Here is a 23611-nt window from a genome sequence, read left to right on the forward strand (position 1 = left end):
CCCCCTCTCGGCTGCGCATCCGGCCGGTGGCCGTTTTGCTCAAATTGCAGCGTGAGGGTTCCACAGATGTCAGCCGTTACCAGCCTTATGGAAGATCAGCCGGTGGGGCATGCCGCCCCGGTGGCCGAGACGCTCTACCAGTTCGACGAGTCGCCCCTGCTGGCTCGCCAGAATCGCCAGGAGTCCAATGCCCGCAGTTATCCGCGGCGCATCCCCCTGGCCCTCAAGCGCGCCAGCGGTATCCACGTCGAGGATGTCGAGGGACGGCGCTTCATCGATTGCCTGGCCGGTGCCGGGACTTTGGCCCTGGGCCACAACCATCCGGTGGTGATCGCGGCGATCCAGCAGGTACTGGCCGATGAACTGCCGCTGCTGACTCTGGACCTGACCACGCCGGTCAAGGACCAGTTCGTCCAGGACCTGTTCGGCCTGTTGCCCGAAGCCCTGGCCGCCGAGGCCAAGATCCAGTTCTGCGGCCCCACCGGCACCGATGCGGTGGAAGCGGCCCTGAAGCTGACCCGGACCGCCACCGGGCGCAGCACCGTGTTGTCGTTCCAGGGTGCCTACCATGGTATGAGCCAGGGTTCGCTGAGCCTGATGGGCAGCCTGGGACCCAAGCGGGCGTTGGCCGGGCTGTTGAACAACGGCGTGCAGTTCCTGCCGTTCCCCTATGACTATCGTTGCCCGTTCGGGCTCGGGGGCGCCGCCGGGGTCAAGGCCAACCTGAACTACCTGGAGAACCTGCTCTGCGATCCGGAAGCCGGCGTGGCGTTGCCGGCAGCGGTGATCGTCGAGACGGTACAGGGCGAGGGGGGCGTGATCCCGGCCGACCTGGAATGGCTGCGCGGGCTGCGCCGTATCACCGAGAAGGCCGGGGTGGCGCTGATCGTCGACGAGATCCAGAGCGGTTTCGGACGCACCGGCAAGATGTTCGCCTTCGAGCATGCCGGGATCATCCCGGACGTGGTGGTGCTGTCCAAGGCCATCGGTGGCAGCTTGCCGCTGGCGGTGATGGTCTATCGCGACTGGCTCGATACCTGGCAGCCCGGCGCCCATGCCGGCACCTTCCGTGGCAACCAGATGGCCATGGCCGCAGGTTCCGCGGTGATGCGCTATCTCAAGGAACACCGGGTGACCGAACACGCGGCGGCCATGGGTGAGCGCCTGCGCGAGCACCTGCTGATCCTGCAGCGCGACTACCCGCAACTGGGCGACGTTCGTGGCCGGGGCCTGATGCTGGGAGTGGAACTGGTGGACCCGCAAGGTACACCGGACGCCCTGGGGCATCCGCCGCAACATCAACGCCTGGCGCCGCTGGTACAGCGCGAATGCCTCAAGCGCGGGCTGATCCTGGAGCTGGGCGGGCGCCATGGCAGCGTGGTGCGCTTCCTGCCGCCGCTGGTGATCACCGCGGCGCAGATCGACCAGGTGGCGGAGATCTTCAGCAAGGCGGTGGCCGCCGCCGTGGCCGGCCTCTAATTTTTCGCGGCCCTGGTTCGTTACTTCTACACCATCGCCGCGCCTGGGCGCGGCGACACTCATTCAGTGATGGAGACAAGCAATGACTTCCGTATTCGACCGCGACGACATCCTGTTCCAGGTAGTGGTCAACCATGAAGAGCAATATTCGATCTGGCCTGACTACAAGGCTGTGCCGCAAGGCTGGCGCACCGTGGGCAAGAGCGGCTTCAAGAAAGACTGCCTGGCCTACATCGAGGAAGTCTGGACCGACATGCGCCCCTTGAGCCTGCGCCAGAAGATGGATCAGCAAGCGGCTGCCGGTTAAGCCGTCGCTGCCATGAAAAAGCCCGCTGGACGTTCGGTCCAGCGGGCTTTTTCGTGCCTGGGGCTCAGGCTCGCTTGACGGCCTGCAGGGTGTAGCTCAGCGGCAGGCGCCAGGGTGCATGCTTGAGTCGATATTCGCCGTGTTCGTCGACTTCCATCTGCCCGGGCAGGGCTTCCCATGGAATGCTCTGGTGCTCCACCAAACCGGTGATTTCCAGGCCCTGGCCCAGCAATGCGCTGATGATCTCGCCCAGGCCATGGTTCCATTCGTGGGTGACCGTGGCCTCCAGCTCCTTGTCGGTCTCCACGTAAGTGCTGCTGTCATCCCAGACCAAGGGTTCGCTGCGTTCGAAGTAGGACAGTTCCACCCGTAGCGAATCGCTGTGATCTTCGTTGATCGCCCAGAGTATCGGGTGCCCTTCGCGGATGAACAGCCTGCCACCGGGCTTGAGCAGCGCGCCCACGGTCCGGGCCCATTGCTCGATGCTCGGCAGCCAGCACAGGGCGCCGATGCCGGTGTAGACCAGGTCGAAGCTGGCGGCCGGCAACACTTCGGCCGCCTTGAATACATCCGACTCGTGGTAATCGATGGCGGTGTCGCAGCGCTGGGCCAGGGTACGGGCCTCGGCGAGGGATGCGGGGGAGAAGTCCAGGCCGCTCATCTGTGCGCCCAGGCGAGCCAGGGACAGGGTGTCGGTGCCGATATGGCATTGCAGGTGCATGCCGCGCAGGCCACGGATATCCCCCAGCAGCGGCAGGTCGAAACGCACCACGTCGGAGAGGTATTGCGGGTCGTCGATGAAGCGCTGCACGCAATAGTCCGGCGAGGCGGCATGCAGGGGCGCACGCTCGTCCCAGTTGGTCTTGTTGAGGTTTACGTAATCGCTCATGGCGCTGTTCCTGGCGTCTATTTAGGCGAGGCGCAGACTAGCACCGGGAAATGAGCGCGATCTTCAGGAAATATGTAAGCGCCGCGGCATCACTTGTAGCCGTTGCCGAGCTTGCGAGGCTGCGCAAAGGTCCGCAGGACCTTGCCTGGCGAGCCTCCAGGTCATGGACGCATTGCAGCCCTGCCACGGGGTGCCGCCCAGACCGTTTTCAGCTTCGGCAACGGTTACAGGCTCAGCTTTTCGGGCCCAGGGCCTGGATGATCTTCTGTTGGTTGGTTTCCAGCTCGCCAGCTGGGTCGGCGCTGTCGGTTTCCAGCACCAGCAACTGGCTGCCGCCGGCGCTGATGGCGGCCTTCAGTGCTTCCGACGGCTGGCGGTGATGCAGGACCAGGGCCACGTCGTTGTCCTTGAGTCGAGCCTGCAGTTTCTTCAGGGCTTCGGGCGTCCATTCGTTGTCGGCTCGGGCGTCCACCTCCAGCAGTTCCAGGTTCAGGCCGCCGATAAGATAGCCGAAGTGTTCGGACAGGCTCATTACGCTGAGGTTGTCGGCTTCGGCCAGGCGCGCCTCGCTGTCGGCGCTGAGCTTGAGCAGGCGCTGTTTCAAGTTGGCCAGGTTGCTCTCGATCTGCGGTTTGGCCGCGGGAGCCAGGCGCACCAGGTCGGCCGCCAGTACATCGGCCATGCGTCCCAGATTGTTGCTCGACAACCATGGCTGGGCATTCAGGCCGTCGCTCTTGCCCGGTTGCAGGGCGACGCCGGGCAGGGCGCCATCCACCGGTCGTGCGGCATCGATTTCGACGATGCGGATATTGCTGCGTCGGGCGTTGGGATACAGCGGGTCGTCCGGCCAGATCGAACGCAGGCCGATCACCGCGTCGGCACCCTGGGCCAGCTTGCCCAGGGCCGGGGCACCGCGCCCGGTGAAGTAGGCGGTCTGCCGCGAGCCCGGCAGGTTGGCCGGGGCGGCCCGCTCCAGCTTGACATCGGTACCTTGCAGCAGGATTTGCCCCAGGCCGAAGGTCACCGGCAGCGAGGCCAGCACCGTCAATGGCTGCAGGGTGGCGGCGGGTGCCGGTTGGCGCTGGCGGACATTGTCCGCTGCCGACAGGGTCGGGGCATGGAGCAGGCCGCCGAGAACCAGGACCAGGGCCAGGCGCGGCAGTGACAGATTGGGTGATGAATTGTGCATTTATCCGATATTCCCTTTCAGGCTGGGGACGGTGCCGCGGGCGATGGCGGCGAGGGCGAAGCAGATGCCGGCCACCAGGATGATCGCGGCGCCGGAGGGGACTGGCAGGTCGAAGACGATCGGCAGCAGGATGCCGCACAAGGTGCAGAGGGTGGCGATGCTCACCGAGATCCAGAAGAACCCCTTGAGCGACTGGCTGAGCAGGCGCGCCGCGGCGGCCGGGATCACCAGCAGGGCGCCGACCAGAATCGCGCCGATGACTTTCACCGCGGCCACGGTGATCAGCGTCACCAGGATCACGAACAGATAGTCCAGGGTCTTCACTGCCACGCCGCGCACCGCTGCCAGCTGCGGGTTGAAGCTGGCCAGCATGATGCGGTTGTACAGCGGCAGGCTCAGGCCCAGGACCAGGCTACCGACGACCAGCAGCACCAGCAGGTCGTCGCCGTTGACCGTGAGCACCGAGCCGAACAGTACGTTTTCGAGAATGTGCACGTTGATCTTGCCGGCCAGGATCAGCAGCAGGCTGGCGCCCAGGGCCAGGGACACCGAGAGGAACACTCCGATCAGGGTGTCTGGGGCCAGGCCGGTGCGATTGCGCAGGTAGTTGAGCAGGATGCCGAACAGCAAGCAGTAGCCGAACAGGCTGCCGTAGGGGCCGGTGTAGGGCTCGCCCAGGAGGATGCCGATGGCCACCCCGGTCAGGGCGGCGTGGCCCACGGCTTCGGAGAAGAAAGCGAAGCGCTTGACCACGACCAGGGTGCCCAGGCCGCCGAGCACCGGGCCGATCAGCAGGCCGGCGAGCAGGGCATTGACCACGAAACCGTAGGCCAGGGCTTCCGGCAGGTAGCCTGAAGAGGCCCAGCCCTGGACCATCAGGCGGAAAGCTTCATAACTCATCAGGCAGCGCTCCCGGCGGCTCGTGGATGGGTGGAAAACAGGCTGAGCAGGCGTTCCGGCGTCAGGGTCTGTTGCGCCGGGCCGTCGAACAGCACCCGGCGATTGAGACCGGTGACCCGGTCCGCCAGGCGGCCCACGGCTTCCAGGTCGTGCTCGATCCACAACAGGGTGATGCCGCGCTGGCGCCAATCCTGGAGCAAGCGCTCGAAGACCTGGATCCCGGCCTCGTCCAGGGCCGACATGGGTTCGTCCAGCACCACCAGTTGCGGTGCCGGAATCAGGCCCTGGGCCAGCAGCACCCGTTGGCGTTCGCCGCCGGACAGGGCGCCCATGCGCCGCTTGCGCTTGTCCTGCATGCCGACTTGCTCCAGGGCTTCGCCGATGGCCTTGGCGTAATGCCGGCTCAGGCCGAGAAACGCCGGCCGGCGCTGGCACATGGCGGCCATGAAATCGTCCACGGTCATCGGCAGGCCACGATCGAACTCCAGGGCCTGGGGTACATAGCCGATGGTGCCCGGGGCATCCGGCCACTGCAGGCGCAACTGGCCCTGGTGGGGCATCTGTCCCAGCAGGGTCTTGATCAGTGAACTCTTGCCGCCACCGTTGGGGCCGACCAGGGCGTGCAGGCTGCCGGGCTGCACCTGGAACGTCACCTGGTCGAGGATGGTGGTGCGGCCCAGGACCAGGCTGACCTGGTCGAACTCGATGGCCGGGCCCCGCAGCAGGGTCTCGATGGCGGTCATGCCCCGGCCTCCTGGATGGCGCGGACCACGGTATCGAGGTTGCCCTTCATTTCCTTCTCGTACTTGTCGGCGCTGTAGTCGCCGTAGGAAATGTGCGAGAGCGGGTAGAGCTTGACCCCGGATTCACGCTGGATGGTATCGACGTAGGTGGAGGGGAAGTCCATCTCCGAGAAGATCACCTTGACGTCCAGTTCGCGCAGTTGGTCGATGGTCTTCTTCAACTGGCTGGGGCTGGGCTCGATGCCGTGGGCCGGCTCGACCACGGCGGTGACTTCCAGGCCGAATTCGCGCAGCAGGTAGTCGTAGGCGGCGTGCACCGTGGCCACCCGCAGGTCGGCGTTGGGCGCCTGGGTCAGCTTGGCCAGGGCATCGGCGCGCATCTGCCGCAGGCGCTTGCCGTAGGCGCGGGCATTCTGGGTGTAGGTCTTGGCGTTGGCCGGGTCCATCTTGCCCAGCTCCCGGGCGATGTTGTTGACCTGGGCGATGGATGCACTGATGGACAGGAAGGTATGCGGGTTGACCACCTTGCCGGCGCCGCGGGCGGCGATGCCGGTGGCGGCCAGCAGCGGTACGTTCTCGTTGGCCTCGATCACCGGGATGTCCGGGCGCTCGCTGGTGGCGATCATGCGGTCGGCGAAGTCGTCGTGGCCCACGCCGTTGAGCACGATCACGTCCAGGGTGCCGATGCGCTTGATGTCCTCGGCGCGAGGTTCGTAGGCATGGGGGTTGAAGCCGGCCGGGATCAGCGGCACCACGTCGGCCTTGTCACCGACGATGTTGGCCACATAGCTGTAGTAGGGGTGCAGGGTGATGCCGATGCGCAGGCGCTTGGCCCCATCGGCGCTGGCCAGGGGGCTGAGGAGGAGGGCCAGCAGGCTGACCAGCAGCACCTGCAAGAAGGGACGACGTGGAGATGAAATGGGCATGGGCTAGTGTTCTTCTCTCGGGGGGAATGCGTGGGCTCAGTGGCGGTGCTGGCGGGTCACTCCGGCATCGAATTGCGCCACCACCTGCTGCCAGCCGGCGGCGATCAGCTGTTGCTGGCCGAGGTCGTGGGGGACGCTGGCCGAGGGACTGCGGTTGAGCCAGATATCCACCTGGGCGTCATCCTCTGGGGCGATACGCATCAGGAAGGAGCCGGCCACCTGTGGGTTCTGGCTCAGCCCCAGGTAGGCCTGGTCCAGCACCTGCCAGGCATGTCCGCCACGGCTGACCGAGCTGGCGTCCTGGGCGAAGGGGGCGAAACCTTCCTCGGCCAGTTGCGCGGGACTGGGCAGGGCCTGGCCTTCGGTTTGCAGCAGGCGGATCTCGTCGAGGGTCACCCGCAAGTCGGCATAGATCCCTTGTTCGCCGGCGCTCAGGTCGCGGCGGGCATCCAGTTGATGGGCGGCGATGGTGTTGCTGGTGTCCGTCTCGCTGTGCCACAGCACCACGCTGGCGGCTGCACAGAGGATCAGCAGGCACAGCAGCAGGACATACAGGGTTTCATGGCCGGCGCCGGCGGGGCGCACGACCTGGGTAGTGGCAGGGGTCATGGGGCCTCGATATCCGCTTGGTCGATCTCGACGACGTGGCCGGGGCCGGCATCGAACAGGACGTAGAACTCGCTGGAGGGCTTCTTGAAGGTCAGGGTCGAGTCGGTTCCCAGCTTGCCGGGCACCAGGATGGTCTCGTCGTAGCCGATCACGTCCAGGGTCACGCCCGGGGCGCCGCTGCCATCGGAAAAGCCCCCTGTGCAGCGGATCTGCTCGGCGTCGATGGCCTTGCATTCGCACATCGGGTTATGGGCCAGGGCGCTGTGGCTGAATGCTGCGCCAGCGAGCAGCAGGAGCGTGGCGCCGAAGCGTCGGGTGAAGAGTGCGCGGATCATGGTTTGCCTCCTTGTTTTTCGAGCCAGGCCACGGTGGCCGGCGAGGCCTGGCTCAGGGGAATGGCCGCCTGGTGCATGCTGCCGTCCCAGCCTTCCATGGTGATCCACAGCTCGGCGTCGGCCTTGGTCTTTTCCGGAATTGGCAGGCTGGCGCCCATGCGGTACGGGCTGCCGAAGAAGATCACTCCGGCGGCCCGCAGGCTGCGAGGCTTGCCGATGCGCAGGTAGGTGGCCTTGACCGGCTCGATGCAGGCCTGGCACAGGGCGGCATTGAAGCGTTTCAGATACCCGGCGGGGCCGTCGCTGCGCGGTGGCTCGATGCGCATCTCGGCCAGGCGCAGGCTCCAGGGTCCGACCTGGACTTCGCCGATCTCCCGCTCGCCCAGGCCGCTGTCCCCGCGAAACAGCGCGGCATCGGCGAAGTACTTGGGCATGAAACCCAGGGGAATCAGCACCAGGAGGATATTCAGGTGAAAGCGCCACTTGTGCCAGAAGCGGCTCAGGGAGGAATCCGCGGTGGCGGTTTGGGTCTGGCTCACAGGGGACTCTCCGAGGTTTCCCGGCCCAGGGCCGGGGCGGGATTACGGGCGGGGCGGGCGCGGGTGGCTTTTTCCTCGCGCTTGAGGGCGTTGGCGGTGGCCAGGGCGGTGCGTTTGGTCCAGATCAGCAGGCCGCTGAGCACCATCATGCTCAGCACCAGGCCGAAGAAGAACCAGACCAGCTTGATCCAGATCCCGCCGAAGTCCCCGGTATGCAGGGGGCGCATGGATTCGGTGACGAACTCCAGGGTGGAGCGGTCGCCCAGCAGGTACGAGGAGTCCAGGGAGCCGGTGTAGGGGTTGATGTTGGCGGTCTGGAACATCAGCGGATACCAGCCGCGCCCGCCCACGTACAGGTGGCTATAGGCATTGCTCGGCAAGCTGACGAAGCTGATGTCGAACCCGGGAATCTTCTGGGTGGCGGTGCCGATGGCCTGTTCCAGGCTGATCATCGGCGCGGGGCTGCCGTCGGTGCTGACCGGCACCTGCTCCCGGGCGATCACCGGGACTATGGGTTCGCTGGAGATGCTGATGTGGTTGTCGCCCAGGATCGCGCGAATGAGAAACCAGATACCGGTGATGGAAATCACCGCGATGAACCAGATCGACCAGATGCCGCTCAGGCGATGGAAGTCGCCCCAGAAGATCCGCGCGCCATGGCGCAGGCGCAGGGTCGGCTTGAGGAAGCCCTTCCAGAACTTCTTGTAGACCACAAGGCCGGTGATCAACGAGATCAACATCGGTACGCCGAGGAACGATACGAGGTACCAGCCCCAGCTATAGCCGTTGGTGAAGGGCACCAGCCACCAGCCATGCAGGGCGCGGGTGAAGGCCTCGAAGTCGAAGTCCGGGCTCGCGCCCTGGATCGCTCCGGTATAGGGGTTGACGTACAGCGTGGGCGAGCGGCCATCCGGATAAGTGACGTTGACGCTCAAGGCAAAATGACTTTCATCCGGGGTGCTGATGGTGTCGACCCGGGTCTGGGGTTCGGCGCGCTGGATGGCCTGGATGATCTGGTCGTAGTTCAGGGGTTGAGCGTCGTCCGTGGGTTTGCTGGCACGGACATCGGGGTTGGCCAGCCAGACGATTTCCTGGCTGACCACTGCCAGGGTGCCGGTAACGCAGACGATCAGCACGAAGAACCAGATGGGCAGTGCCAGCCAGCTGTGCACCAGAAACCAGATTTTTGAGCGGGATTTCTTCGACATTGAATGGGCGTCTTGATTCGAGGAGTGGAGCTGCGCTGGAACTCCGGGCTGGCCCTGATGTGATTCTTGCTGGGCATAGCCATGGCCAACGCGGCCTGCTGCATCTAATTAAGACGAATGAGAATCGTAAATCCCGAAAGGCGATATGAAAGTAAATGTTACAGAGCCTGTTGAAGCTTGCAGGCAAGGGCATTTATCGCAACGACAGGCAGGAAGATAAATAAGAAGCGAGGCGGGATTACCGCTGGTCGGGGCAGCGCCAGCTCCGGTGGAAACTGGCGCCGGGGGAGTCAATGGGCCTGTTGCTGGAACAACTGTACGGCGCGCTCATTGATTTGCTCGACCGTCAGGTTCTCCTTACGGGTGGCGATGAACCAGACATGTCCGAAAGGATCGCGCAGGGCACCGCTGCGGTCACCATAGAACTGGTCCTTGATCGGTTCCGCTTCGCTGGCACCGGCGGCAATCGCCCTGGCGAAGTAGCTGTCGACATCTTCGACGTACAGATGCAGGCCCACCGAGGTCTTGTGGGCTTCGGGACTGCCCATCGGCGTTTCCTCGCAAGGGCTGCCGAGCATGATGGGCGCGCCGCCGATAAGCAGCTCGGCATGGCCGACACTGCCATCGGGCATGTCCAGGCGCATGGTTTGCTGGGCGCCGAAGGCCTTCTTGTAGAACTCGATGGCTTCGGCGGCCTGGCGGATACCCAGGTAGGGAGTGACGCCAATGAAACCTTCGGGAATGGGTTTGACGCTCATGATGGGGCTCCTTGCTCTTGTTATGGGAGGTGGATCGAGCACTTTCACTCTATACCCGCAATGTTGCAGGACCGGGATGGGCCGACGAGGTGCAGTTCGGGCAGCAGCCTTCGGCGATTTGCCCAGGGATCTGGCCCAGCAGTCCCCATGAGCCTTGATAGCGGATCTTTCTGTCCGACGGTTGCCGTCTCGACATGCCTAAGGTGTCAGGTCATCGCTGGGCGCATCGGGTTCCAGCAGGCGGGCGCCCTGGCCGGTTTCCCCGAGATAGTCGCCCTGGTTGCGCAGCGGACAGCCTTGCATCGACAGGCAGCCGCAGCCGATGCACAGGTTCAGGCGTTCGCGCAGCAAGGTGAGCTGCTGGATACGGGCGTCCAGCTCGCGGCTCCATTGCTCCGACAAGCGCTGCCAATCCGCGGCGCTGGGCGCCCGGTCATCGGGCAGGGTGGCCAGGGCCCGGCCAATCTCCGCCAGGGGAATGCCCAGGCGCTGGGCCACCTTGATCAACGCTACCCGGCGCAGCACCGAGCGCGGATAGCGGCGTTGATTACCCTGGTTGCGCTGGCTCTTGATCAGCCCCTTGGTTTCGTAGAAATGCAGCGCGGTGACCGCTACTCCGCTGCGGGCGGCCAGTTGGCCGACGGTGAGTTCCTTGTGGATGGTGTCGTGATCGATCATCGAGTGCGCCAAAAGTGAAAAACGGGCTTGACCTTTACTTAACTAGAGGTTTTACCCTGCCGCATATCCAACCGCAAGATCCTCTTCCGCAGTAGGGAATGACCCATGAGCGCCTTTGAAAGACATCGCAGCTTCACCCAATTGATCGAGTTCGAGATCGAGCCTCATCAACAAGAGGCGCTGGTATCGGCCCTGGCAGCGCAGAGCGAACGGCTGGCCCAGGGCTACGGCGGTTTCCTCAGCGCCAGTGTGCAAGCCAGCGACGATGGGCGGCGGGTGCTCAACTACCTGCAGTGGCAAACCCGCGAGGCCGGCGAGGCGGCGTTCCAGCGTTTCGAGAGTGGCGAGCAGGACTTCTGGCAACTGATCCTGGCGCACCAGGCCAAGACCGTGACCTTCGGTTCCTTTCAGGTACGCACCAGCATCGCCCGCAGCCATGACGATGCCTTGCATTGCCACTTGCCGGGCTAGATCGACAACTGCAGGGTGCGCTCGTTGAGGTTGTCCGCAGGCCGGCGCTTGTTCACCGCCAGCTCGCCGATCTTGATCAGCCGGGTCCGGGTGACGTTGCGGCTCAGCCCCAGGAGGTTGGCGGTATGCACCTGGTTGTAGTGGCTGAAGCGGTAGGCCGCGCGCAAGAGGGCGTCCTCGACCTTTTCGTGGAGCGCGCCGGCCTGCTCCGCGAAGAGTTTCTGGAAGGCCCGCTCCAACAAGCCCTCGGCTGAGTCGTCGGGGCCGCAGTGGCCGTCGTCGGCGCGTTCGATTCGCATGTTCGACAAGCGCAGGTCGCCCTCGGCGATAACCCCGTCGCGGCAGATCAGCAGAGTGTGATGGATGACGTTTTCCAGCTCGCGGATATTGCCCGGCCAGCTGTAGCTCTTGAGCTTGTGCTCGGCCTGCGGGCTGATGCTGATGTTGCCGTAGCCCAGGCGCTGGCTGTAGGCCTCGATGAAGTGCCGAGTCAGCGGCAGGATGTCACCGGGGCGTTCTCGCAGCGGGCTCAGTTCCAGGCCGACCACATCCAGGCGGTAGTACAGGTCTTCGCGGAAATTCCCGGCGTTGATGGCCTTTTCCAGCTGCACGTTGGTGGCTGCCAGCACGCGCACATCGATGGGGATGCTCTTGCGTGATCCCAGGCGCACGACTTCGCGCTCCTGCAACACCCGCAACAGCTTGACCTGGATGGCCATGGGCAGGTCGCCGATCTCGTCCAGGAACAAGGTGCCGCCATCGGCTTCCTCGAACCAGCCGGCCTTGGCGCTGAGGGCGCCGGTGAAGGCGCCTTTTTCATGGCCGAACAGTTCGGCTTCCACCAGGGATTCCGAAAAGGCCCCGCAGTTGACCGCCACGAAAGGGCGGTTGCGTCGTGCGCTGAGGTTATGGATATGCCGTGCCACCAACTCCTTGCCGGTCCCGGTCTCGCCAATGATCAGCACGCTGGCCTCGCTTGGCGCCACCTGCTGCAGGTGGGCCAGCAAGGCTTGGGATTTCGGGTCCTCGAACACTTGGGCAGTGGCGCGGATCGAGGTCGCAAGGGCGGGCGAGGGGGGCAGGGTCAGAAGCTGCATGGGCATTCTCCGCAGGCAGAAGGCTAGGAATAGAAAGTCGGGGTCGGCAGGGCCTGGTTCAGCGCCCAGTCCCCCAGCTCATGGAGCTTGTAGTCCAGTGGGTCGTGCAGGGTCTGGGTGCGCAGGTTGCGCCAATGCCGGTCCAGGCCCAGGGAAGCGTGGGTCGAGCGGGCCCCGGTGACCTCGAACAACCGGCTGCACAGCTCCAGGCCCTGGCGGCTGGCAGCGACCTTGGCGGTGGCGATGGCGGTGGCCAGGTGTCCCCGCTCTTCGGCGCCCAGGGCGGGGCCTTTGGCCCAGGCCTGGTCCAGCAGGACGCCAGCTCGTTCCACCAACAGGCGGATGCCTTCCAGGGCCACCCAGAACTCGCCGTAGTGGCTGAGGATGTAGGGGTCTTGGCTGATGTCGCGGGCGTTGGAGCGATGCCAGACCCGTGTTTCGCCGAGGGTGTATTGCCGGGCCTCGGCGAAGGCACCTTCGGCGATTCCGAGGAACATGTGGCTGAAGGTCAATTGGGCGATCAATGGGCGCAGGCAGGCGAATGGCGTGCTGAGCGGGCCCGGGTCCAGCAGCAGTTCGGACTCCTCGACCCTGACCCGCTCGAAGGTGGCGCTGCCACTGTCGGTCTGGCGCTGGCCGATATTGTTCCAGTCGTTGTGCAGGGTGATGCCGCTGCGGCCGCTGGGAATCGCCGCGATCAGCAATTTGCCGCCGTTGCTCTCGTCCACCGCCGAGGCGATGAGCATTTCCGAATCGCTGGCCCCGGAACAGAAGCTCTTCTTGCCGGAGAATTCGCGCCAGCCCCCCAGGTTCTTGACCACCGTGCGGGTGTCCAGGGGGTTGAGGGCATTGCCCCAGAACCAGTTCTTGCGCGCCGTCTGCTCGAACCATGGCTGCCACTGCTCGGGCCGGGCGAACAGGCGCACGGTGGCCAGCATCAGGTGATGGAAGCCGAAGACATGGGCGATGGAGCTGTCGACCCTGGCGAATTCGCGAACGACTTGCAGGGTTTCGCTCCAGGAGGCGCCGAGACCGCCGAACTGGCGGGGAATGCTCAGGGCCAGCAGGCCGCTGTGGCGCAGGGCGTCGCGTTCGCCCTTGGGAGTGCCGCCGCGCTCATCGCGCTCGACGGCGCTCAGGGCGAATTCGGCAGCTAGCTGGCGGGCGGTCTGCAGGGGGGATAACAGGGCGCTTTGCGGTGTGGCAGTCACGCGGTGTTCCTCATTCTTGGCCGTCGCTGCGGCCGGGGAAGGACGGTGCAGGAGCCGTCGCTGGCGCCAGGGGCGCCTGGCCACGGCTGGCTGCGAAGCTCAGCGGTTGGGCAGCACGTCGTTGGCGATCATTTCGCCGAACGGCCCGGTCAGGTTGGTCAGGCCACGGCCGGCCAGGCTGGCGTAGGGTTCCGGTAGCAGCGGGAACACCAGTTCGGCGAAGCGGTAGGCCTCCTCCAGATGCGGATAGCCGGAGAAGATGAAGCTGTCGATGCCCAGGTCCGCATATTCCTTGATCCGTTCGGCTACTTGCCGTGGATCGCCCACCAGGGCGGTGCCGGCGCCACCGCGTACCAGGCCGACCCCTGCCCAGAGGTTGGGCGCGATTTGCAGCTGGTCGCGGCGCCCGCCATGCAGGGCGGCCATGCGTCGCTGGCCTTCGGAGTCGAACCGCGCGAACGACTGCTGGGCGGCAGCGATGGTTTCGTCGCTGATGTGCTCGATCAGCCGGTCAGCGGCCTTCCAGGCTTGCTCTTCGGTTTCGCGCACGATGACGTGCAGGCGGATCCCGAACTTCACCTGGCGACCCTTGCGGGCAGCGCGCTCGCGCACGTCGGCGAGCTTCTGCGCCACTGCCGCTGGCGGTTCGCCCCAGGTCAGGTAGACGTCCACCTGGTCGGCGGCCAGTTCATGGGCAGCCTCGGAGGAACCACCGAAATACAACGGTGGATAGGGCGTCTGCACCGGCGGGTAGAGGGCCTTGGCGTTTTGTACATGCAGGTGCTTGCCCTGGAAATCCACGGCCTCGCCTTGCAGCACCCGGCGCCAGATCCGCAGGAATTCGTCGGTAACCTCGTAGCGCTCACCATGGCTGAGGAAGCTGCCGTCACCACGGTTTTCGTCCGGGTCGCCGCCAGTCACCACGTTGATCAGCAAACGGCCGTTGGACAGGCGATCAAGGGTCGCGGCCATGCGTGCCGAGACCGTGGGCGAGATGATCCCGGGGCGGATCGCCACCAGATAGCGCAGGCGCTCGGTCAGGGGTACCAGGGCCGAGGCGATGACCCAGGAGTCCTCGCAGGAGCGTCCGGTGGGAATCAGCACGCCGTGATAGCCGAGACTGTCCGCGGCCTGGGCCACTTGCTTGAGGTAGTTGAGAGTGACCGGGCGCGCACCCTGGGTGGTGCCCAGGAAATGACCGTCGCCGTGGGTCGGGAGAAACCAGAACACATCCATGTTTGCTCCTCAGGCGATTTTCAGCAGTTTGTCCAGGTGCGCGGCAAACAGCGGCGCGGCTCGCTCGGCGGCCAGGCGGATGCGTGCCTGCAGCAGCTCGCTGGTGATCCGGTAGTCGCTGAAGTCGGCCTCGGTGGCATACACGCCGATCGGTAGGGTCAGGGCCTGGAAGAAGCTGAACAGTGGGCGCAACTGATGGTCCAGGACCAAGGCATGCCGCTCGCTGCCGCCGGTGGCGGCCAGCAGGACCGGGGTGTCCACCAGGGCGTTGAGGTCGATCAGGTCGAACAGGTGCTTGAGCAGGCCCGGATAGGAGCCGCGATATACCGGGGCGGCGACGATCAGCAGGTCGGCGTTCTCGATGGCTTGCAATTCGGCCTCCACTTCAGGCGGCAATTCCTGGCGCGACAGGGCCGCACCCACGGGCCGGGCAATGTCGCCCAGTTCGATCAGGTGGCTGGCGATCGGCAGTTGGCTCGACAGTTCGGCCAGCAGGGCGTGGGTCAGGACCAGGGTCCGGGACGGGCGCCAGGTACCACCGGAGAGGGCAACGACATTCAAGGGACGGGACATGGACAACTCCTTGGCAAAGACAGTGGCTCGACGAGCCTTGGCAGGTGCCAGGCCCTGGAGCAAGAGCTGTACCAACCCCCTGTTAGCCTTGTGCCACGAGGCTTGCGCCTTGTGAGCAAGGTTTGGCTGTTGTTGGACCAGCACTGTTTTGTTGATCGGTTGTTGCCAGCGCAACAGTTGCCCTGGCAACAGTTGGTGACGGGATGTGGTTGTTATAAATGCTGTTTTTTATTCCGCAAAAGAGCGTGTTTCTCTATTTATAGAATTTTTGGGAATATGCATGTTGATTAGCGTCGATCCATGAACAGTCGATAGCGACTATCGAGCGGGATGATTTTTGCCCCGCGCGGGCCGCGAGTAGCCTGGCTCCATCGTTCGCAACCTGCTCCAGGTGCCCGCCATGAAGGCTTTATCCGTTGTCTTGCTGTTGTTGGTTTCCAGTGTCCTGGCCGGCTGCGCCAGCCCCGGTGCTCCGGAACTGCGTCCCTATACCGCCCAGGAAACCCGCGAGCTGGCCCTGGAAGCCCTGAGCCGGCGCGGCTTGTCGTTCGAGGAGTACCAGCAGAAGAAGGCCGAGTTGCAGGGGCATTCGGCGGCCTTCGATGACAGCGGTGAAATGAGCGCCCAACGTAGTATCAGTCGTGTCCAGCCAGCCAGTTGAAGAAGACTGTACCGGTCGAAGTTTCCGTCAACTGTCCGTGGGTTTCGCCGTGGGCGTGGAGTAGGGTCGAAGCCTGACCGACCTGCTCCCGGATCCTTCAAACCATGCCGCTTAGCCCCGACCTGCTGTTGGCGTTCGCCCTGTTTGCCCTGGTCACTTCGATTACCCCTGGCCCCAACAACACCATGTTGCTGGCCTCAGGCGTGAACTTCGGCTTCAGGCGCTCGATTGCGCATATCCTCGGCATCAGCTGCGGTTTCTTCGTGCTGGTGCTGGCGGTCGGCCTGGGCCTGGGGGCGGTGTTCGAGGCTTATCCACTGCTGTACGGCGTGCTGCGCTATGTCGGGGCGGCCTACCTGTTGTACCTGGCGTGGAAGATCGCCCGTTCCGGTCCTCTATCCGATGAGCAGCAGGGCCGGGGCCGGCCCCTGGGGTATTGGGGGGCCGCGGCTTTCCAGTGGGTCAACCCCAAGGCCTGGGTCATGGCTGTGGGCGCCATCAGCACCTATACGCCGCTGCAAGGCTATTTCACCAATGTGCTGGTGATCGCTGCGGTATTTGCCCTGATCAATGCCCCGACCGTCAGTCTTTGGGCGGCCTGCGGCAGCCTGCTGCGCAATGTGTTGCGCAATCCGCGCTGGTTGCGCCTGTTCAACCTGGGGATGGCGGCGCTGTTGGTGCTGTCCTTGGTTCCACTGCTGGTGGAAAGCCTTTGTTAAGTCCCACTTCAATTTTGCGGTCCTGGCCTGTTAAGCTGGCTGCCAGGAGCGTTCCTACGCACTTTTAAATGAAGTCCTCTTCCTTTAAGCATCTGATCGGGTATCGCCTCGCTGACTACCGTTGATGCGCCTGCTGCGAATGACGCGTCGATGGGTCTTCTTTTTCGAGTCGACCCCGGTCCTGGAACAAGCTCTGCAGGTTTTCAGCCATGAACACACGTCCTCTTTATCTTGATTACGCTGCCACCACACCGGTGGATGAGCGGGTCATCCAGGTGATGCTCGAGTGCCTGGGCTTCGATGGCAATTTCGGCAATCCGGCGTCCAGCTCCCATGCCTTCGGCCAGCAGGCGCGTCGCAGCGTCGAGAATGCGCGGCAGCAGGTGGCGCAATTGGTCGGTGCGGAGCCGGAACAGATCGTCTGGACGTCGGGGGCCACCGAGTCCAACAACCTGGCGCTCAAGGGTGTGATACAGGCCCGCGGCCATGTCATCACCAGTCAGATCGAACACAAGGCGGTTCTGGATACTGCCCGGCAGTTGCAGGATGCCGGCGTGGCGGTGACCTACCTGGCGCCCGATGCCGATGGGCTGATCAGCCACGAGGCAGTGAGCCGGGCCATGAGAGATGACACCGTACTGGTGTCGCTGATGCTGGTGAACAATGAGCTCGGCACTCTCAACGACATCCCGGCAATCGGCCAGGTGGTCCGTGAGCACGGGGCCTTGTTGCATGTGGACGCCGCCCAGGGCGCTGGCAAGGTCGCCATCGATCTCGCCCGCTGGCCGGTGGACCTGATGTCGTTTTCCGCCCACAAGCTCTACGGCCCCAAGGGCATTGGTGCCTTGTATGTCGGGCCCCGGGCTCGCCAGCAATTGCAGGCGCAGATCCATGGCGGCGGGCATGAGGGTGGGCTGCGTTCCGGGACGTTGGCCACCCACCAGATTGCCGCCATGGGTGCGGCCTTCGCTTTGGCGGGGGAGTCGTGGCAGGAGGAGACTGCAAAGATCGCCCGCCTGCGCCAGCGGCTGCTCGCGCAATTGGCCGATATCGCCGGCCTGCGCCTCAATGGCAGTGATACCCAGCGCATACCCCATACCTTGAGCCTGACCTTCGCCGAAGGTGGGTTCGATGCCGCCGCATTGAGTGCGTCCATGGCGTTTTCCGCTACGTCGGCCTGCAATTCGGCAAGCAATACCCCGTCCCACGTGCTGTTGGCGCTGGGGCTCGATGCCCGGCAGGCCGGCAGGACCATTCGCTTGAGTCTCGGACGTTTTACCACCGAGCAGGATGTGGACCGTGCAGCACAACTGATCAAGGCGTCACTCGCCACTGCTCCGGCATTCTGGGCCGGAGCCAAGACCTGAGGATCGGGCGGCCCCGATCTTCCATAACAATGATTAGCCGGTTAAGGAGACACAATGAGTACGCAGCCTTCGACCAACGCAGGGGTCCCCCAGCGCCTGGCGCATGTCCGCCAGTTGATGAACCGCGAGGGTATCCATGCCCTGCTGGTACCCTCGGCCGATCCGCATCTGTCGGAATACCTGCCGGGATACTGGCAGGGGCGCCAATGGTTGTCGGGTTTCCACGGTTCGGTCGGCACCTTGATCGTGACTGCGGACTTTGCCGGCGTGTGGGCCGATAGTCGTTACTGGGAGCAGGCCACCAAGGAGCTCAAGGGCAGCGGCATCGAGTTGGTGAAGCTCTTGCCTGGCCAACCCGGTCCCCTGGACTGGCTGGCACAGCAGACGCCTGCCGGTGGTGTGGTTGCAGTGGATGGCGCGGTCATGGCGCTGGCGTCGGCCCGTACCCTGGGCGACAAGCTGGCCGAGCGTGGAGCCAGCCTGCGTACCGATATCGATTTGCTCCTGGAGGCCTGGCATGATCGCCCGGCGTTGCCCGACCAGCCGGTGTACCAGCACCAGCCGCCCCAGGCCACGCAAAGCCGGGTGGAGAAGCTCGCGGCGCTGCGTGAGGAGCTGAAGGAGCGTGGTGCGGACTGGCATTTCATCGCCACCCTGGATGACATCGCCTGGCTGTTCAACCTGCGTGGCGCGGATGTGTCCTTCAACCCGGTATTCGTTTCCTTCGCCCTGATCAGCCAGCAACAGGCCACCCTGTTCGTGGCCCTGGACAAGATCGATGCGCAGCTGCGTGCGGTACTTGAAGCCGATGGCGTCAGCCTGCGTGATTATTCACAAGTGGCGGCGGCCCTGGGTGCGGTACCCGGCACTGCGAGCCTGCTGATCGATCCGGCACGGGTCACGGTGGGCCTGCTGGAGCACCTCGATCCGCAGGTACGGCTGGTCGAAGGGCTCAACCCCACGACCCTGGCCAAGTCACGCAAGAGCCTGGCCGATGCCGAACACATTCGCCAGGCCATGGAGCAGGACGGTGCGGCGTTGTGCGAGTTCTTCGCCTGGTTGGACGGTGCGCTGGGCCGTGAGCGCATCACCGAGCTGACCATCGATGAACACCTGACCGCGGCCCGTGAGCGGCGTCCGGGTTATGTGTCGCTGAGCTTCAATACCATCGCGGCGTTCAACGCCAATGGCGCGATGCCCCATTACCATGCCACTGCCCAGGAGCATGCGGTGATCGAGGGTGACGGCTTGTTGCTGATCGACTCCGGCGGCCAGTACCTGGGGGGGACCACCGACATCACGCGCATGGTGCCGATCGGTACGCCCAGCGCCGAGCAGAAGCGTGACTGCACCCGGGTGCTCAAGGGGGTCATCGCGCTGTCCCGTGCGCAGTTCCCGCGGGGCATTCTCTCGCCCTTGCTGGATGCCATCGCCCGTGCGCCGATCTGGGCCGAAGGCGTGGACTACGGGCATGGCACCGGACACGGCGTCGGGTATTTCCTCAATGTCCACGAAGGTCCGCAGGTGATCGCCTATCAGGCGGCGCCGACACCGCAGACGGCGATGCAGCCGGGGATGATCACGTCCATCGAGCCTGGGACCTATCGCCCTGGACGTTGGGGGGTGCGTATCGAGAACCTGGCGTTGAACCGCGAGGCGGGCAGCAGCGAGTTCGGCGAGTTCCTGCGTTTCGAAACCCTGACCCTGTGCCCCATCGATACTCGTTGCCTGGAGCCTTCGTTGCTCACCCAGCAAGAACGTGAGTGGTTCAATGCCTATCACGAGGAAGTGCGGCAGCGCCTGAGCCCCCTGTTGCAAGGGGCGGCGCTGGATTGGCTGCAGGTGCGTACCGCGGCAATCTGAAAACCACCATCACCCGCGCAAGGCGGGTGATGCCAAGGAGCGTGCTCCCGGTGAAGGCCACCGGGAGCACTAGGCCTTACTGTGCAGCCAGTGCTTCGCGCACGAAATCCAGGCGGTCCTGGCCAAAGAACAGTTCGTCTCCCACGAACATGCTGGGGGCACCGAACACTCCTCGCTGCAACGCTTGCTCGGTCTTGTCCTTGAGCCTGGCCTTGACCTCTTCATCATTGCTCAGGTCGAGGATCTGCTGTGGATCGAAACCGCTTCGTTCCAGGACCTGGGTCACGGTGGTGGGGTCGTTGAGGTTCTGTTCGTCGACCCAGAGTGCGCGGAACAGGCAGTCGATGAAGTCGACGAAACGTTCCGGCAGGCGCATCTGCACACCGGTGGTTGCGCGCATCAGCAACAGGGTGTTGATGGGGAAGTGCGGGTTGAAGCTGAGCTGCACCTGGTAGCGCCGGGCGAAACGTGCCAGGTCGTGCAGCATGTAGCGCCCCTTGGCGGGGATGCTGATGGGGGAGGCATTGCCTGTGGTCTTGAAGACGCCTCCCAGCAGCATGGGGTGGTAGACCAGTTGACTGCCGGTCTGGACACAGATCTGCGGCAGTTGGGTGTAGGCCAGGTAGGCGGTCGGGCTGCCCAGGTCGAAGAAGAACTCCACGCTTTTGCTCATGATCGAATCTCGATGATTGTTCTTGCAGAGAGGGTTCACCAGCGCTCGCTCCAGGGGCGCAGGTCCATCTCGAAGGTCCAGGCATCCCGGGGTTGGCTATGCAGGTACCAGTAGTTCTCGGCGATATGCTCGGGATCGAGAATGCCGTCCTGGTCCTTGAGGGCGTATTTCTCGGGGAATGTGCTGCGGATGAAGTCGGTATCGATGGCGCCGTCGACTATGACGTGGGCCACATGGATATTCATTGGCCCCAGCTCGCGGGCCATGCTCTGGGCCAGGGCGCGAATGCCGTGCTTGGCTCCGGCGAAGGCGGCAAACCCGGCGGCACCCCGTATCCCGGCGGTCGCGCCAGTGAACAGGATGGTGCCGCGCTGGCGGGTAGCCATGCGCTTGGCCACTTCACGGGCATTGAGGAATCCGGAAAAACAGGCCATTTCCCAGATCTTGAAATACTTGCGCGCCGTTTCTTCGAGGATGCTGCACGGCACGTTGGCACCTATGTTGAATACGAAGGCTTCGATGGGGCCGAGCTGCGTTTCGATCTGTTCGACCAGGGCGATCACTTCCTCTTCCTTGCGGGCGTCACACGCGAAGCCATGGGCTTCGCCGCCTGCCTGCTGGATGCTTTGCACCAGAGGTTGCAGTTTGTCCGCGCTGCGCCGGGTTACGCAGGCGATGAAACCTTCGGCGGCGAAACGTTTGGCAATGGCGCCACCTGTGGCATCGCCGGCACCAACCACCAGTACGACTTTCTTCTTGTTCAAGGTCATGAGGGGCTCGCTCTTTGGTAAACGATCGTTAGGTAAACGAACGTTATGCTATGATTTTTCAGTCGTCAAGAATGTCTAGGGAGCTTTCAGGGATGCGTTATTCCGCCGGTCACAAGCAGGAAACCCGTGAACGCCTGTTGCAGAGCAGTTCGGTCCAGGCCAAGGACGAAGGTTTTTCCACTGTCGGGGTCGATGCCTTGATGAAGGCCATCGGCCTGAGCGGCGGGGCTTTCTACAGCCATTTTGCTTCCAAGGACGAGCTGTTCGGTTCGATTGTCGAGCGCGAACTGCGCCAGAGCCTGGAGCGCCTGGCAGGCAACGGCCAGCACGATCGGGAGAAGTTGCGACGCTGTCTGAAGCAATACTTGAGCATGGCCCATGTGCAGCAGCCGGGAGCAGGCTGCGCGTTGCCGGCGCTGGGGGCGGAGATTTCCCGAGGCCCGGAGGAGGTGCGCCAGCGGGCCGAGGATCTTATCTATCGATTACACCAGGCCTGGGCGCAAACGCTGGGCAGCGAGAGCCTGGCCTGGTCGATCCTGGCGCAATGCGTGGGGGCCCTGGTGGTGGCGCGGATGCTGGTGAGCCCGAGCCTCCAGGAGCAGCTCCTGGCCGGCAATCATGAACAGATCATCGGACAACTGGAGCGCCTGCCCCACGACTGAGAAGCCGGGTTATTTGCAGATCACGATCATGCTGCGGCTGGTATAGCCGGCAGGGTTCAGGCCGAAGGGGTAATCCCCTGGATCTTCGACCGCATCGCCGGATTTGGCGATCACCTTGTAACCTTTCGGTCCGCAGGACTCGCTTGCCTTGGTGTAGCACTTGTCCCAAGAAGAGGACAAACCCGAGCAATTGATGTGGAGTCCTTTTTTACCCCGTTTGACTTCGGTCTTGCTGGTGGTTGCCGCACAACCTGTAATGGCAAGTATGGTCAGCAGAATCAAAAATCGTTTCATCCCCGTCCTTATCGCTAGCCTCGGATCTGATGCCCGAGTGTGACTGCAGTATCTGGCGTCTTTTGCGTTGGCGATATCCCTGTCCGACAACCTCCTGGGTGACGTTGAACAGCCGGCTAAACATGGCCTAATTGAGCGTCAATTACCAGAGTTGCTTCTCAATCAGCTGCAACTAATGGCTTTGAGTCGCGGCGCATGGTCAGGGTGGCCCCAACGGAAGCGAGGATGATGCAAGCGATTGCGGCCCATTGAGCCAGGGACAGGTATTCATGCAGGAACAGCAGGCCGGAGAGCGCACCGAAGGCAGGCTCGATGCTCATCAGGGTGCCGAAGGTTCGTGCTGGGATGCGAGTCAGAGCGACCATTTCCAGGCTGTAGGGCAGTGCGGTGGACAATACGGCCACCCCCAGCGCTATTGGGATCAGGGATGGAGTGAGCAGTGCCGCGCCGGCATGGGCGATACCTATGGGGGCGACCAGCAGTGCTGCGATCAACACGCCAAGGGCTGCTGTCTGGATCCCGTTCTCGGCGCCGGCCTTTTGGCCGAAGAGGATATAGAGCGCCCAGCAGATCCCCGCGCCCAATGCATAGCTGGCACCGACCAGGTCGATGGCGGTCTCGGTGGCTCCGGTCGGGATCAGTAGCACCAGGCCGACGATCGCCAGGGCTATCCATAGAAAGTCCTGTGGCCTGCGCGAGGCGCAGAGAGCTACGGCCAGTGGGCCGGTGAACTCCAGGGCCACGGCGATTCCTAGTGGCACGCTGCGCAGGGACATATAGAAGAGGAAGTTCATTCCACCCAATGCCATGCCGTAGACCAGCACCGTGCGTAATGTCTTGCCGGTGAACCTGGCACGCCAGGGTCTTAGCAGGAGCAGCATGATGATACTGGCGAAAACCAGCCTGAGGGCTGTGGTGCCTTGCGCACCCACGACGGGGAACATGCTCTTGGCCAGGGAGGCTCCTGATTGGATCGAGGCCATGGCAATAAGCAGCAGGCCGACCGGAAACAAGGTCGAGGCGAGGCTGCGGGGGTGGTCGTTCATGCAGGGCGTCCAAGGTATGGGGAAGAAAGAGTACTTGGGGCATGATGCTCAACTAACGGTAGATGAGCAATATAGTGCGCAAAGTCTTTTTCACGCTTCTATATAGAGGTGTCGAATCGGCTGTTTTGCGTTGAGTCATAGAAAATGCAAATTAATGCTTGACGGCAGATTCTACAGGTCTATAATTCGCCCCACTTCCGGCGCAGTCGAAACGGAAAACTCCTTGAGATTCAACGAGTTGCGAAGATTTCGACAGCGGTCACGCTTCAGTTCATCGAAGTCCGAAAGGAGCTGATAAGGCAGCGAAAGTGGCCTTGTTAGCGTTTCGATCCTCTCGATCGAAAGCGGTTAAAAAGAGGTGTTGACAGCAGCGTGTAACGCTGTAGAATTCGCCTCCCGCTAACGAGA

General features: G+C 63.6%; 27 protein-coding genes. 8 read left to right on the forward strand and 19 right to left on the reverse strand.

The window, feature by feature from the left end:
- The first annotated feature begins 66 nt into the window (after positions 1 to 66).
- Together GDH07_RS21810 and GDH07_RS21815 are read left to right on the forward strand one after the other, a co-directional pair.
- On the forward strand, positions 67 to 1479 hold the full coding sequence (locus tag GDH07_RS21810) for an aspartate aminotransferase family protein (protein WP_053133013.1): 1413 nt from the start codon (positions 67 to 69) through the stop codon (positions 1477 to 1479).
- An 82-nt stretch (positions 1480 to 1561) separates the two neighbouring features.
- Positions 1562 to 1786 carry an MbtH family protein gene (locus GDH07_RS21815; RefSeq protein WP_152898840.1) on the forward strand — a complete coding sequence of 75 codons (225 nt, stop codon included), beginning with the start codon at positions 1562 to 1564 and terminating at the stop codon, positions 1784 to 1786.
- Between the two features lie 64 nt (positions 1787 to 1850).
- Here the strand turns inward: GDH07_RS21815 and GDH07_RS21820 are convergent, their stop codons facing one another.
- The 11 genes from GDH07_RS21820 to soxR form a co-directional block, all read right to left on the reverse strand.
- The gene (locus tag GDH07_RS21820) at positions 1851 to 2675 is read right to left on the reverse strand and encodes a class I SAM-dependent methyltransferase (RefSeq protein WP_152898841.1); all 825 of its coding nucleotides are present in this window, start codon (positions 2673 to 2675) and stop codon (positions 1851 to 1853) included.
- 232 nt (positions 2676 to 2907) lie between these two features.
- Complete coding sequence (locus GDH07_RS21825) at positions 2908 to 3864, reverse strand: metal ABC transporter solute-binding protein, Zn/Mn family (RefSeq protein ID WP_152898842.1); 957 nt, start codon at positions 3862 to 3864, stop codon at positions 2908 to 2910.
- A complete protein-coding gene (locus GDH07_RS21830; protein ID WP_022639961.1) occupies positions 3865 to 4764 on the reverse strand; it encodes a metal ABC transporter permease in 900 nt (299 codons plus the stop codon). It lies immediately after the preceding gene.
- Positions 4764 to 5507: a metal ABC transporter ATP-binding protein gene (locus GDH07_RS21835; RefSeq protein WP_053133004.1), complete on the reverse strand. Its 744-nt coding sequence runs from the start codon at positions 5505 to 5507 to the stop codon at positions 4764 to 4766. The genes GDH07_RS21830 and GDH07_RS21835 overlap by 1 nt, the downstream gene beginning before the upstream one ends.
- On the reverse strand, positions 5504 to 6433 hold the full coding sequence (locus GDH07_RS21840; RefSeq protein ID WP_103324961.1) for a metal ABC transporter substrate-binding protein: 930 nt from the start codon (positions 6431 to 6433) through the stop codon (positions 5504 to 5506). Before GDH07_RS21840 ends, GDH07_RS21835 begins: the two co-directional genes overlap by 4 nt.
- A 36-nt stretch (positions 6434 to 6469) precedes the next feature.
- A complete protein-coding gene (locus tag GDH07_RS21845; protein WP_152898843.1) occupies positions 6470 to 7042 on the reverse strand; it encodes a DUF6162 family protein in 573 nt (190 codons plus the stop codon).
- Complete coding sequence (locus GDH07_RS21850; RefSeq protein ID WP_152898844.1) at positions 7039 to 7377, reverse strand: hypothetical protein; 339 nt, start codon at positions 7375 to 7377, stop codon at positions 7039 to 7041. Before GDH07_RS21850 ends, GDH07_RS21845 begins: the two co-directional genes overlap by 4 nt.
- Complete coding sequence (locus GDH07_RS21855; RefSeq protein WP_085596680.1) at positions 7374 to 7916, reverse strand: thiamine pyrophosphate-binding protein; 543 nt, start codon at positions 7914 to 7916, stop codon at positions 7374 to 7376. Before GDH07_RS21855 ends, GDH07_RS21850 begins: the two co-directional genes overlap by 4 nt.
- Positions 7913 to 9124 (reverse strand): PepSY-associated TM helix domain-containing protein, encoded by a 1212-nt coding sequence (locus GDH07_RS21860; RefSeq protein ID WP_152898845.1) that lies wholly within the window; start codon positions 9122 to 9124, stop codon positions 7913 to 7915. The genes GDH07_RS21855 and GDH07_RS21860 overlap by 4 nt, the downstream gene beginning before the upstream one ends.
- Positions 9125 to 9414: 290 nt before the next feature.
- Positions 9415 to 9882, reverse strand: coding sequence for a VOC family protein (locus GDH07_RS21865; RefSeq protein WP_152898846.1), 468 nt, complete (start codon positions 9880 to 9882; stop codon positions 9415 to 9417).
- A 198-nt stretch (positions 9883 to 10080) separates the two neighbouring features.
- Positions 10081 to 10560 carry a redox-sensitive transcriptional activator SoxR gene (gene soxR, locus GDH07_RS21870; protein ID WP_152898847.1) on the reverse strand — a complete coding sequence of 160 codons (480 nt, stop codon included), beginning with the start codon at positions 10558 to 10560 and terminating at the stop codon, positions 10081 to 10083.
- A 105-nt stretch (positions 10561 to 10665) separates the two neighbouring features.
- On the opposite strand from soxR, the gene GDH07_RS21875 reads away from it, so the two are divergent.
- On the forward strand, positions 10666 to 11031 hold the full coding sequence (locus GDH07_RS21875) for an antibiotic biosynthesis monooxygenase (protein ID WP_022639953.1): 366 nt from the start codon (positions 10666 to 10668) through the stop codon (positions 11029 to 11031).
- On the opposite strand, the gene GDH07_RS21880 is transcribed toward GDH07_RS21875, so the two are convergent.
- From GDH07_RS21880 to msuE, 4 genes are all read right to left on the reverse strand, one after another.
- Entirely contained in the window at positions 11028 to 12128 is a 1101-nt protein-coding gene (locus GDH07_RS21880; RefSeq protein ID WP_022639952.1) for a sigma-54 interaction domain-containing protein, read from the reverse strand. The two genes, GDH07_RS21875 and GDH07_RS21880, sit on opposite strands and share 4 nt — an antisense overlap.
- Positions 12129 to 12151: 23 nt before the next feature.
- Positions 12152 to 13339, reverse strand: a complete 1188-nt coding sequence (locus tag GDH07_RS21885; RefSeq protein ID WP_343038309.1) for an acyl-CoA dehydrogenase family protein — start codon at positions 13337 to 13339, stop codon at positions 12152 to 12154.
- 99 nt (positions 13340 to 13438) lie between these two features.
- The gene (gene ssuD / locus GDH07_RS21890; RefSeq protein ID WP_152898848.1) at positions 13439 to 14575 is read right to left on the reverse strand and encodes an FMNH2-dependent alkanesulfonate monooxygenase; all 1137 of its coding nucleotides are present in this window, start codon (positions 14573 to 14575) and stop codon (positions 13439 to 13441) included.
- Between the two features lie 9 nt (positions 14576 to 14584).
- Positions 14585 to 15148 carry an FMN reductase gene (gene msuE / locus GDH07_RS21895; RefSeq protein ID WP_152898849.1) on the reverse strand — a complete coding sequence of 188 codons (564 nt, stop codon included), beginning with the start codon at positions 15146 to 15148 and terminating at the stop codon, positions 14585 to 14587.
- A 400-nt stretch (positions 15149 to 15548) separates the two neighbouring features.
- On the opposite strand from msuE, the gene GDH07_RS21900 reads away from it, so the two are divergent.
- From GDH07_RS21900 to GDH07_RS21915, 4 genes are all read left to right on the forward strand, one after another.
- The gene (locus GDH07_RS21900) at positions 15549 to 15809 is read left to right on the forward strand and encodes a hypothetical protein (RefSeq protein WP_152898850.1); all 261 of its coding nucleotides are present in this window, start codon (positions 15549 to 15551) and stop codon (positions 15807 to 15809) included.
- Between the two features lie 104 nt (positions 15810 to 15913).
- Positions 15914 to 16528: a LysE family translocator gene (locus GDH07_RS21905; protein ID WP_152898851.1), complete on the forward strand. Its 615-nt coding sequence runs from the start codon at positions 15914 to 15916 to the stop codon at positions 16526 to 16528.
- A gap of 209 nt (positions 16529 to 16737) precedes the next feature.
- Positions 16738 to 17895, forward strand: coding sequence for an aminotransferase class V-fold PLP-dependent enzyme (locus tag GDH07_RS21910; protein WP_152898852.1), 1158 nt, complete (start codon positions 16738 to 16740; stop codon positions 17893 to 17895).
- A 54-nt stretch (positions 17896 to 17949) separates the two neighbouring features.
- Entirely contained in the window at positions 17950 to 19758 is a 1809-nt protein-coding gene (locus tag GDH07_RS21915) for an aminopeptidase P family protein (protein WP_152898853.1), read from the forward strand.
- 76 nt (positions 19759 to 19834) lie between these two features.
- On the opposite strand, the gene GDH07_RS21920 is transcribed toward GDH07_RS21915, so the two are convergent.
- Together GDH07_RS21920 and GDH07_RS21925 are read right to left on the reverse strand one after the other, a co-directional pair.
- On the reverse strand, positions 19835 to 20431 hold the full coding sequence (locus GDH07_RS21920) for a 2-hydroxychromene-2-carboxylate isomerase (protein ID WP_152898854.1): 597 nt from the start codon (positions 20429 to 20431) through the stop codon (positions 19835 to 19837).
- Between the two features lie 35 nt (positions 20432 to 20466).
- On the reverse strand, positions 20467 to 21201 hold the full coding sequence (locus GDH07_RS21925; RefSeq protein WP_022639865.1) for an SDR family oxidoreductase: 735 nt from the start codon (positions 21199 to 21201) through the stop codon (positions 20467 to 20469).
- Between the two features lie 92 nt (positions 21202 to 21293).
- Between GDH07_RS21925 and GDH07_RS21930 the strand changes: the two genes are divergently transcribed.
- Positions 21294 to 21863, forward strand: coding sequence for a TetR/AcrR family transcriptional regulator (locus GDH07_RS21930; protein ID WP_152898855.1), 570 nt, complete (start codon positions 21294 to 21296; stop codon positions 21861 to 21863).
- A 9-nt stretch (positions 21864 to 21872) separates the two neighbouring features.
- Here GDH07_RS21930 and GDH07_RS21935 read toward each other — a convergent pair whose 3' ends face one another.
- A complete protein-coding gene (locus GDH07_RS21935) occupies positions 21873 to 22157 on the reverse strand; it encodes a hypothetical protein (RefSeq protein WP_031320227.1) in 285 nt (94 codons plus the stop codon).
- Positions 22158 to 22315: 158 nt separating this feature from the next.
- Positions 22316 to 23203, reverse strand: a complete 888-nt coding sequence (gene rhtA / locus GDH07_RS21940) for a threonine/homoserine exporter RhtA (protein ID WP_152898856.1) — start codon at positions 23201 to 23203, stop codon at positions 22316 to 22318.
- Positions 23204 to 23611 lie beyond the last annotated feature (408 nt).

Source organism: Pseudomonas piscis, assembly GCF_009380155.1.
In the GTDB taxonomy this organism is placed as follows: Bacteria; Pseudomonadota; Gammaproteobacteria; order Pseudomonadales; family Pseudomonadaceae; genus Aquipseudomonas; species Aquipseudomonas piscis.

Excerpts from the sequence above, each read along its gene's own strand:
- GDH07_RS21820 (WP_152898841.1), bottom strand. The coding sequence starts at position 2,675 with ATGAGCGATTACGTAAACCTCAACAAGACCAACTGGGACGAGCGTGCG.
- GDH07_RS21825 (WP_152898842.1), bottom strand. The coding sequence starts at position 3,864 with ATGCACAATTCATCACCCAATCTGTCACTGCCGCGCCTGGCCCTGGTC.
- GDH07_RS21920 (WP_152898854.1), bottom strand. The coding sequence starts at position 20,431 with ATGAGCAAAAGCGTGGAGTTCTTCTTCGACCTGGGCAGCCCGACCGCC.
- msuE (WP_152898849.1), bottom strand. The coding sequence starts at position 15,148 with ATGTCCCGTCCCTTGAATGTCGTTGCCCTCTCCGGTGGTACCTGGCGC.
- GDH07_RS21860 (WP_152898845.1), bottom strand. The coding sequence starts at position 9,124 with ATGTCGAAGAAATCCCGCTCAAAAATCTGGTTTCTGGTGCACAGCTGG.
- GDH07_RS21910 (WP_152898852.1), top strand. The coding sequence starts at position 16,738 with ATGAACACACGTCCTCTTTATCTTGATTACGCTGCCACCACACCGGTG.
- GDH07_RS21900 (WP_152898850.1), top strand. The coding sequence starts at position 15,549 with ATGAAGGCTTTATCCGTTGTCTTGCTGTTGTTGGTTTCCAGTGTCCTG.
- GDH07_RS21810 (WP_053133013.1), top strand. The coding sequence starts at position 67 with ATGTCAGCCGTTACCAGCCTTATGGAAGATCAGCCGGTGGGGCATGCC.
- GDH07_RS21925 (WP_022639865.1), bottom strand. The coding sequence starts at position 21,201 with ATGACCTTGAACAAGAAGAAAGTCGTACTGGTGGTTGGTGCCGGCGAT.
- GDH07_RS21830 (WP_022639961.1), bottom strand. The coding sequence starts at position 4,764 with ATGAGTTATGAAGCTTTCCGCCTGATGGTCCAGGGCTGGGCCTCTTCA.
- ssuD (WP_152898848.1), bottom strand. The coding sequence starts at position 14,575 with ATGGATGTGTTCTGGTTTCTCCCGACCCACGGCGACGGTCATTTCCTG.
- GDH07_RS21845 (WP_152898843.1), bottom strand. The coding sequence starts at position 7,042 with ATGACCCCTGCCACTACCCAGGTCGTGCGCCCCGCCGGCGCCGGCCAT.
- GDH07_RS21850 (WP_152898844.1), bottom strand. The coding sequence starts at position 7,377 with ATGATCCGCGCACTCTTCACCCGACGCTTCGGCGCCACGCTCCTGCTG.
- GDH07_RS21865 (WP_152898846.1), bottom strand. The coding sequence starts at position 9,882 with ATGAGCGTCAAACCCATTCCCGAAGGTTTCATTGGCGTCACTCCCTAC.
- soxR (WP_152898847.1), bottom strand. The coding sequence starts at position 10,560 with ATGATCGATCACGACACCATCCACAAGGAACTCACCGTCGGCCAACTG.
- GDH07_RS21930 (WP_152898855.1), top strand. The coding sequence starts at position 21,294 with ATGCGTTATTCCGCCGGTCACAAGCAGGAAACCCGTGAACGCCTGTTG.
- GDH07_RS21875 (WP_022639953.1), top strand. The coding sequence starts at position 10,666 with ATGAGCGCCTTTGAAAGACATCGCAGCTTCACCCAATTGATCGAGTTC.
- GDH07_RS21915 (WP_152898853.1), top strand. The coding sequence starts at position 17,950 with ATGAGTACGCAGCCTTCGACCAACGCAGGGGTCCCCCAGCGCCTGGCG.
- rhtA (WP_152898856.1), bottom strand. The coding sequence starts at position 23,203 with ATGAACGACCACCCCCGCAGCCTCGCCTCGACCTTGTTTCCGGTCGGC.
- GDH07_RS21880 (WP_022639952.1), bottom strand. The coding sequence starts at position 12,128 with ATGCAGCTTCTGACCCTGCCCCCCTCGCCCGCCCTTGCGACCTCGATC.
- GDH07_RS21835 (WP_053133004.1), bottom strand. The coding sequence starts at position 5,507 with ATGACCGCCATCGAGACCCTGCTGCGGGGCCCGGCCATCGAGTTCGAC.
- GDH07_RS21840 (WP_103324961.1), bottom strand. The coding sequence starts at position 6,433 with ATGCCCATTTCATCTCCACGTCGTCCCTTCTTGCAGGTGCTGCTGGTC.
- GDH07_RS21935 (WP_031320227.1), bottom strand. The coding sequence starts at position 22,157 with ATGAAACGATTTTTGATTCTGCTGACCATACTTGCCATTACAGGTTGT.
- GDH07_RS21815 (WP_152898840.1), top strand. The coding sequence starts at position 1,562 with ATGACTTCCGTATTCGACCGCGACGACATCCTGTTCCAGGTAGTGGTC.
- GDH07_RS21905 (WP_152898851.1), top strand. The coding sequence starts at position 15,914 with ATGCCGCTTAGCCCCGACCTGCTGTTGGCGTTCGCCCTGTTTGCCCTG.